At 58.9% G+C, this 9100-nt stretch carries 9 protein-coding genes; 1 reads left to right on the top strand and 8 read right to left on the bottom strand.

The window, feature by feature from the left end; genetic code table 11:
* Nucleotides 1-117, top strand: a 117-nt coding sequence (locus JWR17_RS21625; RefSeq protein ID WP_299834663.1) for a DUF2388 domain-containing protein, incomplete at its 5' end; no start/stop codon positions are given.
* Between the two features lie 70 nt (nucleotides 118-187).
* On the opposite strand, the gene gcvH is transcribed toward JWR17_RS21625, so the two are convergent.
* From gcvH to JWR17_RS21585, 8 genes are all read right to left on the bottom strand, one after another.
* The gene (gcvH, locus tag JWR17_RS21620) at nucleotides 188-571 is read right to left on the bottom strand and encodes a glycine cleavage system protein GcvH (RefSeq protein ID WP_299834661.1); all 384 of its coding nucleotides are present in this window, start codon (nucleotides 569-571) and stop codon (nucleotides 188-190) included.
* A gap of 45 nt (nucleotides 572-616) precedes the next feature.
* Nucleotides 617-1699, bottom strand: a complete 1083-nt coding sequence (gene gcvT, locus JWR17_RS21615) for a glycine cleavage system aminomethyltransferase GcvT (protein ID WP_299834660.1) — start codon at nucleotides 1697-1699, stop codon at nucleotides 617-619.
* A gap of 156 nt (nucleotides 1700-1855) precedes the next feature.
* Entirely contained in the window at nucleotides 1856-3472 is a 1617-nt protein-coding gene (locus tag JWR17_RS21610; protein WP_299834659.1) for an iron ABC transporter permease, read from the bottom strand.
* A gap of 127 nt (nucleotides 3473-3599) precedes the next feature.
* Nucleotides 3600-4601, bottom strand: coding sequence for an extracellular solute-binding protein (locus tag JWR17_RS21605; RefSeq protein WP_299834657.1), 1002 nt, complete (start codon nucleotides 4599-4601; stop codon nucleotides 3600-3602).
* A gap of 161 nt (nucleotides 4602-4762) precedes the next feature.
* On the bottom strand, nucleotides 4763-5983 hold the full coding sequence (locus JWR17_RS21600; protein WP_299834655.1) for a 2-octaprenyl-3-methyl-6-methoxy-1,4-benzoquinol hydroxylase: 1221 nt from the start codon (nucleotides 5981-5983) through the stop codon (nucleotides 4763-4765).
* Between the two features lie 40 nt (nucleotides 5984-6023).
* Nucleotides 6024-7226, bottom strand: coding sequence for a 2-octaprenyl-6-methoxyphenyl hydroxylase (gene ubiH, locus JWR17_RS21595; RefSeq protein ID WP_299834654.1), 1203 nt, complete (start codon nucleotides 7224-7226; stop codon nucleotides 6024-6026).
* A complete protein-coding gene (gene pepP / locus JWR17_RS21590) occupies nucleotides 7223-8557 on the bottom strand; it encodes a Xaa-Pro aminopeptidase (RefSeq protein WP_299834652.1) in 1335 nt (444 codons plus the stop codon). The genes ubiH and pepP overlap by 4 nt, the downstream gene beginning before the upstream one ends.
* A gap of 49 nt (nucleotides 8558-8606) precedes the next feature.
* On the bottom strand, nucleotides 8607-9100 hold a 494-nt coding region (locus JWR17_RS21585; protein WP_299834650.1), incomplete at its 5' end, for a YecA family protein.

Below are 9100 nucleotides of genomic sequence, written 5' to 3'. Positions count from 1 at the left end.
GGCCCGTTCCTGGAAGCAGCCATGCAACAAGTGCGTACAGACAATCCAGGCCTGAAAGCAACGGATATGGAACTGGCCAATGCGATCCTGGATAAAAACCTGGTAGCTGATAAATAGCTATTGAGCTTCAAGTTTCAAGTAAAAAGCCTCGATTAATCGAGGCTTTTTTTTTGCAGCCGGAAACTGATTATTCGCCAATCGCGCTTTGATAAGCGGCTGAATCCAACAGTTTGTCCAGCTCAGCTTTGTCGCTCGGCTTGAGCTTGAAAATCCAGGATGTGTAGGGAGCGCTGTTCAGAAGCTCAGGCTCGCCGCCCAAGCTTTCGTTAACTTCAAACACTTCGCCAGAGATTGGCGAATAAATGTCCGAAGCAGCTTTAACCGACTCAACCACGCCAGCGGCATCGCCTGCAGCGAAGACTTTACCGATTTCTGGCAGCTCCACGAACACAACGTCGCCTAGTGCCTCTTGCGCATGGTCGGAGATCCCGACGGTAACTGTTCCATCAGCTTCAAGACGAGCCCATTCATGACTCTCGGCGAAACGCAGCTCAGCAGGAATATTGCTCATTTATCCATCCTCTACATCAGGTCAGCGGAAAACCCGCCAGAGAAGTTAAATCAGGGCTTTGCCATGACGTACGAAATTAGGTTGTACCACGCGAACCGGATACCACTTGCCGCGGATTTCCACTTCGGCCCGGTCAGCAGTTGCCATCGGCACGCGTGCCAAAGCAATCGACTTGCTTAGCGTAGGCGAGAAACTACCACTGGTGATCTCCCCTTCGCCAATTTTTGTAATCCGGACGACCTGATGCGCACGCAAAACGCCGCGCTCTTCCAACACCAGGCCGACCAGTTTGGATTTGACCCCGGCCACACGCTCACTTTCCAGCGCGCTGCGGCCGATAAAGTCACGACTGGCAGGCTCCCAGGCGATGGTCCAGGCCATGTTGGCCACCAAGGGCGACACCTGCTCATCGATGTCCTGACCGTACAAGTTCATACCGGCTTCAAGCCGTAATGTGTCACGGGCTCCCAAACCGATGGGTGAAATGCCCGCACCGACCAAATCGTTGAAAAAACCACAGGCCTGGTCGACCGGAAGAATAATTTCCAGACCGTCCTCCCCGGTGTAGCCGGTACGGGCAATGAACCAATCGCCTTCATTACGGCCTTCAAAGGGCTTCAGCTGTTGGATCAGCGCACCGCGTTCGCCGGTCACTAACTCGGCTACTTTGGGCCGCGCATGGGGCCCCTGAATGGCCAGCATTGCTAAATCATCGCGCTCGGTCAGTTGCACGTCGAAGTCGGCCAGGTGCGTGCGCATCCAGGCCAAGTCCTTGGCGCCGGTCGCGGCGTTGACGACCAACCGATAACCGCTTTCAGTGAGATAGACGATCATGTCGTCGATCACCCCGCCGTCGCGGTTGAGCATTGCGCTATAAAGCGCTCGACCCAACTGGGTCAAACGACCGACGTCATTTGCAAGCAGCTGTTGAAGCCAAGCCTTGGCCTGACTTCCGGCGATATCGATTACGGTCATGTGAGAGACGTCAAACACCCCACAGTCGCGGCGCACTTGATGGTGCTCATCGACTTGTGAGCCGTAATGCAATGGCATATCCCAACCACCAAAATCGACCATTTTGGCACCGAGGGCGAGGTGCAGGTCAAAGAGCGGCGTACGCTGTCCCATGGGTTTCTCCTTCCGGGCGTGGCGAAGATGCGGAGAGTCGCGACACTGGAGCAAAGCCCGATGAATAAAGGCTTACGGCAGATTTCAACGACCGGAATTGTCCGACAGACCGCACCGATTGCGGCGCATTGTAGCCGCATGGGGGTAGACCCGCACCTAGCGTGTCTGACGGGCTGAACGTCGGATCAAACCGATGACCGGTAGAAGGCTCACTATCACCAGCGTTAATGCGGGCAATGCGGCCCTCGCCCACTCGCCTTCACTGGTCATTTCGAAAATTCTGACTGCCAATGTATCCCACCCGAATGGACGCATAAGCAATGTAGCCGGCATCTCTTTGAGTACATCGACAAACACCAGTAACGCGGCGCTCAGCGCCCCCGGCAGCAACAACGGCACGTAAATGGTGAGAAACAGCCGCGGGCCGCTGACGCCCAAACTGCGACCTGCTTCAGGCAGGGAAGGCCGGATATGCGCCAGGCTGCTTTCCAGCGGTCCGTAGGCCACCGCGATGAAACGCACCAGATACGCCAACAGCAGTGCGGCCAGGCTGCCCAGCAACAGCGGTTTACCGGTGCCGCCAAACCACGTCGACAGCGGGATGACCCACGCGCGATCCAAATAGCTGAAGGCCAACATGATCGACACGGCCAATACCGACCCCGGCAGCGCATAACCGAGGTTGGCCAGGCTCACTGCCGAACGGATGGCGGGGGTCGGCGACAACCGCCGGGCGAAGGCAAGCATCAGAGCGACGCTGACGATGATCAGCGCCGCCATCAGGCCCAGATAAAGTGTGTGGAGGATAAGGGCGACATAACGATCATCCAGATCGAACCGTCCACGCTGCCAGCACCACAGGATTAACTGCAGCAGCGGGATTGCGAACGCACAGGAGAAAACCAACGCACACCAGCCACTGGCCGCCAACGCTTTCCAACCGCGCAGGTGGTATAGCGCTTTGACCCTGGGCCGTTCGTTACCAGGCCGATGAGCACCGCGAGCACGGTGCTCGCCATATAAGATCAGCATGACGGCCAGCAGCAGCAGACTCGCCAGTTGCGCCGCACTGGACAGGCTGAAGAAGCCGTACCAGGTTTTGTAGATGGCGGTCGTGAAGGTGTCGAAGTTGAACACGGCCACCGCACCGAAGTCGGCCAGGGTTTCCATTAATGCCAGCGCCACACCGGCACCAATCGCGGGCCGCGCCATGGGCAGTGCGACCCGCCAGAAGGCTTGCCATGGTGTTTGCCCCAGAATTCGCGCAGCTTCCATCAAGCCTCTGCCCTGGGCGAGAAATGCCGTACGCGCCAGCAGGTACACGTACGGGTAAAACACCAGCACCAGTACGATGATCACGCCTCCGGTGGAGCGCACTCGCGGCAGACGCAGACCGCTGCCGAACCATTCACGCAGCAGTGTTTGTACGGGACCGGCAAAATCCAGCAATCCGACGAAAACAAACGCCAGCACGTACGCTGGGATCGCGAATGGCAGCATCAGCGCCCAGTCGAGCCACCGTCGGCCGGGGAATTCACACAAACTGGTCAACCAGGCAAGGCTAACCCCCAACACGGTAACGCCGATTCCTACGCCGATCACCAGCTGCAGCGTATTACCCAGCAAGCGCAGCATCTGGGTTTGCCACAGGTGCGCCCAGATGTGTGTGTCGATGGTTTGCCACGACAACAGCAAGACGCTGAGGGGCAATAGCACCAATGCCGCGATGGCGAAGACAGGCGGGTACCAACGGCGTGGGGCGGGATGGGCCAAGGGGTTCTCTGTTCAGAAAAGCACGAAACTGTAGGAGCCAACGTGTTGGCGAGGCCGCGGGTCAGGCTTTGCGCGTCAAGCGCTCGCCAACACGTTGGCTCCTACAGATAACTGGTTTAACGCTGGATCAATTCCAACCCACCCGATCCATCATGCGGATCGCTTCAGCCTGGCGTTTGCCGGCCACTTCGACCCCAAGGGTGTCGGCCTTGAATGTGCCCCAGCTGGCCACCTCGTCCGAGGGCGCGACGGTGGGATTGGCGGGAAATTCCTGGTTAATGTCGGCGAAGATTTTTTGCGCTGCAGGTTCGGTCATCCACTCCACCAGCGCCTTCGCGGCTTCTGGATGTGGCGCATGTCTGGTCAGACCAACCCCCGACAAATTGACATGCACCCCGCGATCGGACTGATTCGGCCAAAACAGCTTCACGGCCAGTGTCGGGTTTTGCTGGTGCAGGCGGCCGTAATAGTAGGTATTGACGATACCGACATCGCATTGCCCGGCATTGATCGCTTCCAGCACGGCGATGTCGTCCGAGAACACATCGGTTGAAAGGTTGTTGACCCAGCCCTTGAGGATCGTCTCAGTCGCCTCGGGGCCGTGGGTTTCGATCAAGGTTGCAGTCAGCGATTGGTTATAGACTTTTTTCGCCGTGCGCAGGCACAAGCGACCTTCCCATTCTTTGCCCGCCAGTGCTTCATAGGTCGATAGGTCTTCGGGTTTGACCCGGTCAGTCGAGTAAGCAACGGTTCGCGCGCGCAGACTGAGGCCCGTCCAGCTGTGGGTGGATGAGCGGTACTGCTTAGGAATGTTCGCGTCGATCAGTGGGGAGGTAAACGGCTGAAGAATGCCCATCTCCTCGGCTTGCCAGAGGTTGCCGGCATCCACCGTCAGCAGCAAGTCAGCCGTGGCGTTCTCGCCTTCGGCTTTGATCCGCTGCATCAACGGCGCTTCCTTGTCCGTGATGAATTTGATCTTTACCCCGGTTTCAGCGGTATAGGCGTCGAACACCGGCTTGATCAGTTCATCGATACGCGATGAATACACCACGACTTCGTCGGCGGCTTGAGCGCCGCTGGCAAGCACGGTCAAGGTCAAGACCGTCAGAAGACGCTTGCTTACCTGCATGGACATGGCCCTGTGTCAGAAAATTGAGGCGAAATGGTAGTGAATCCCATTTCCAATCTCAACCAAACTCACAACGGAGGCGTTACGGGATGTTGCGACACCCCGGTGATCACCCGCCTCGCCAACACGTTGGCTCCTACAGGAGAGGGCGTTATCGATTTCTAAACTTGCGCCAGCGCTGGCAAATCCCCAGATAAACCCAAGGCCTGACGCACAAACAGCGCTTTGGCCTCTGGCAATTGATCAACCCATTTCAGGCCGGTGTTGCGTAACCAGCGTACCGGCAGCGGATCGGCCTGAAACAGGCGCTCCAGCCCTTCCATCGCAGCCATCAGCGCCAGGTTGTGCGGCATGCGCCGGCGCTCGTAGCGGCTAAGCACACGCACATCGGCGAGGCGCTCACCGCGAACGTAGGCGTGTTGCAGGACTTCGGCCAACACGGCGGCATCCAGAAAGCCCAGGTTGACGCCCTGCCCCGCCAGCGGGTGGATCGTGTGCGCGGCATCACCGATCAGTGCCAGGCCTTCAGCGACATAACGTTTGGCGTGTCGCTGACGCAACGGCACGCACAACCGAGGGTCAGCACTTAATACTTCACCAAGACGGCCTTCGAAGGCTTTTTCCAAGGCGCGACAGAATAATTCATCACTGAGCGCCATCAGGCGCGCGGCTTCGGTTGGGGTCACCGACCAAACGATGGAGCACCAATGTTCGCCCTCTCGTTCCAACGGCAGAAAGGCCAGCGGCCCCTCATCGGTGAAGCGCTGCCAGGCGGTGTTTTGATGGTCGTCCGCAGTGCGTACGCTGGTAACGATGGCGTGATGCAGATAGTCCCATTCCCGGGTGGCACAGCCTGTCAGACGACGCACGGCGGAATTGGCGCCATCGGCAGCGATTACCAAGGGCGCACGCAAGGTACGGCCGTCAGCCAGGGTCAGCAACCAATCATCACCGGATCGACGCATCTGCTCCAATCTCGCGTTGGCCAGCAGGCCAATATCGCTGTCGTGCAAGCGCTCCAGCAATGCGTCCTGGACCACACGATTTTCCACGATATGACCCAGCACATCCGCGTGCACGCAGGCTGCGGAGAAATGAATCTGCCCGGTCCCGCTGCCGTCCCACACCTGCATCTCGCCATATGGGCTGACCCGCCGCGCGACCATGGCGTCCCATATATTCAAGCGCTCAAGAATCCGCTGGCTTGCAGCGGATAACGCGCTGACCCGTGGCTCAAATGCCGACTGCGAATCGAACGGCATGACGCTCATAGGGCCGCCATCGAGCAGCAATATATCCAGCCCGCTGTCTTGCAACGCCAGCGCCAGGGCGCTACCGACCATTCCGGCCCCGACAATCAGCAGATCTGCGCGCGTTTCCATGCTTTAAATCATTCCCGCCAGTGGTGTAAATAAAGAGGCATCACACATCGGATCGAGTTCCCAGACCCATGGCTTGACGGGCGAACCAGCGCTTGGCAGGCGGCAACAGATCCAGACCCAACAATCCAAGGTTGCGTCCAACGCCAACCAACGGCTGATGGCTGCCAAACAAACGCGTCACTTTATCGGAGAAGCCCACGGTCATCTGTTGATCCATCCGTTGGCGCTCGCGATAGCCTTCTAACGTGGGAAAGTCGCCCGGCAGACTGTTGCTTGCCAGCAGTGCTTCGGCCAACGCATTAGCGTCGCGCAATGACAGGTTGAAACCCTGCCCGGCAATCGGGTGCAGGCTATGGGCGGCATTCCCTAGCACCGCCAAATGCGGCCGTACCTGCTCTTCAGCCTCGATCAGTTTGAGCGGATAAAGATGTCGCGCACCGACCTGACGTAATGCCCCCAGGCGATAACCGAACACACCCTGCAACTCACTGAGAAAACTACGCTCATCCAACGCGGCCAGACGCTCGGCGTCCATACCGGTGCGGGTCCAGACCAAGGCGCAACGATTTTCCGGCAAGGGTAACAACGCCATCGGCCCTTCATCGGTGAAGCGCTCGAAGGCTTGCCCGCAATGCGCTTCGCTCGGGGTGATATTGGCAATCAGCGCACTTTGGTTGTAAGGGCGTTCGGTCACACCAATCCCCAATTGCTCACGCAATCCGGAGCGGCCGCCATCTGCAAGAATCGCCAGGTCACATTCAAGCTCGGTTTCGTCATCCAGCGTCAGCCGATACCCATCGCCCAAAGCCTGCATGCGCTTGACCTCGGCCGGGCAGCGCCAGCTGATCACTTCCTTGTCCAAACCTTGCCACAGGCACTGACCCAGCCAAGCGTTTTCAACCACGTAGCCCAATGCCGGCACGCCTTCTTCCAGGGCCGACAAGCGTGCCGCACCGAAGCGCCCACGGTCAGACACCTGAATCTGCAGGATAGGCTCAGCACGGCGACTGATCTGCTGCCACAGGCCGAGACGTTCATAAATTTTACGCGCACCGAACGACAGTGCGGACGAGCGAGCGTCGTAGCTAGGGTGATAAGAGTCAGGCTGGTAAGAACCGCCGGGGGCGAAGGGCTCGATCAAAACGATCTTCCAGCCTCGCCCCTTGGCTCCGGCTTGCAGCGCAAGGGCCAGGCTTGCGCCGACCAGTCCGCCACCCACGATTGCGATATTGACCCGGCTCATGCAGCCTCGGCGCGGGCAGCGGCCATTAAGGCCTCGATGGCCGCGACGGTTTTCGGCACGCCACCTGAAAGCACTTCACACCCTTGTTTGGTCACCACGACGTCATCCTCGATCCGCACACCAATCCCTCGCCATTTCTTCGCGACGCTCTGATTGTCCGGGGCGATATAAATACCCGGCTCCACGGTCAGGGTCATGCCGACCTCCAGCACGCGCCATTCGCCGCCCACTTTGTAATCACCGACATCATGCACATCCATCCCGAGCCAATGGCCGGCACGGTGCATATAAAATGCTTTATAGGCCTCGCCGACGATCAGTGCGTCGACGTCGCCCTGCAACAAGCCCAAGTCAACCAGCCCCGTGGTAATCACTCGCACCGTGGCCTCGTGCGCCTGGTTCCAGTGCTTGCCTGGACCGATGAGCGCAAACGCAGCCTCCTGAGAATCGAGGACCAATTCGTAGATCGCTTTTTGCTCAGGTGAAAACTTGCCGCTGACCGGGAACGTTCGGGTGATGTCGCTGGCATAGCAATCAATCTCACAGCCTGCGTCGATCAACACCAGGTCGCCGTCCTTGAGCACGGCGTCGTTCTCCTGATAATGCAGAATGCAGGCATTGCGGCCTGACGCGACGATGGAACCATAGGCCGCCATCTTCGCCCCACCCTTGCGAAATTCGTAATCCAGTTCGGCTTCAAGGCTGAACTCATGCAACCCGGCACGGCTGGCCTGCATCGCCCGTACGTGCGCGCGTGCAGAAATCTCGGCAGCGCTGCGCATGACTTTCACCTCTGCCGCTGATTTATACAGACGCATGTCGTGTAGCAGATGATCCAGCGCAACAAATTCGTTCGGCGGCTGAGCGCCCAGATGCGCCTTGGAGCGGATCACGTTGATCCAATCCATCACATGCCGATCAAATTCAGGGTTGCTGCCCATAGCCGAGTACACCCGATCACGACCTTCAATGAGGCCGGGAAGAATGTCGTCGATATCACTGATAGGGAACGCGTCATCGGCGCCGAAATCGCGCATCGCGCCTTCCTGGCCAGCACGCAGACCGTCCCACAGCTCCCGCGCAGGGTTGCGCTCGCGACAGAACAACACGTACTCGCCGTACTCACGTCCCGGTATCAGAACGATCACCGCTTCCGGTTCCGGAAAGCCGCTGAGGTACTGAAAGTCACTGTCTTGACGATAAACATGTTCGACGTCACGGTTGCGAATAGCCACCGCAGCCGCTGGCAGAATCGCGATGCTGTTGGGGACCATTTGCGCCATCAGCGCTTTGCGGCGACGGGCGTATTCCGACTTCGGGATCTGGATCATAAGCAGGTGAAGTCCCCTTTCGAGCGCCGCTAGCGCCGATGATGAGCGATCAATGCAACGAAGGTTTCGGCTCAGGCGCAGCGGGCTTGTTGCACTCGGTGAACAGCAACAGTGGCGCAACGCGCAGGTATTCCATCACTTCCATGTAATCGCTTTCGCCGTCTTCGGACTCTTCCAGCGCGTCCTGCACCTGGGCGATGGCCGCCAGATCTTGCAACACTTCCTTGGCTTCGTCGCTGAGCGTGCCGTCGCGGAAGCTCAGGCCAAACCCGGCGAGAAAGCCCTGGCACCATTGGCCCAGCGCGGCGGCGCGCTCAACGAGCGGTTCGTCATCACTGGGTAGCAACAAGACCACCGTCATGTCCTCACCGCTCAGCTCGCCTTTGACCATCTCCTGCAAGCCGATCAATGCTTGGCGGACGTTGTCTTCAGGCGGTGCGCCCAGCACTTCGCTGGCATCGACCATCCAGCCGTCGACTTCGAAGCCGGCCCCCGCGCAACTGCGGCCCAACAACAGGCCGTGCAGCTCGGCAGGAGACACGG

Origin of the sequence: Pseudomonas sp., assembly GCF_028293835.1 — a bacterium.
Lineage (GTDB): Bacteria > Pseudomonadota > Gammaproteobacteria > Pseudomonadales > Pseudomonadaceae > Aquipseudomonas.
Note: the sequence above shows the minus strand (reverse complement) of the source record. Positions and strands in the feature narration are given on the sequence as shown.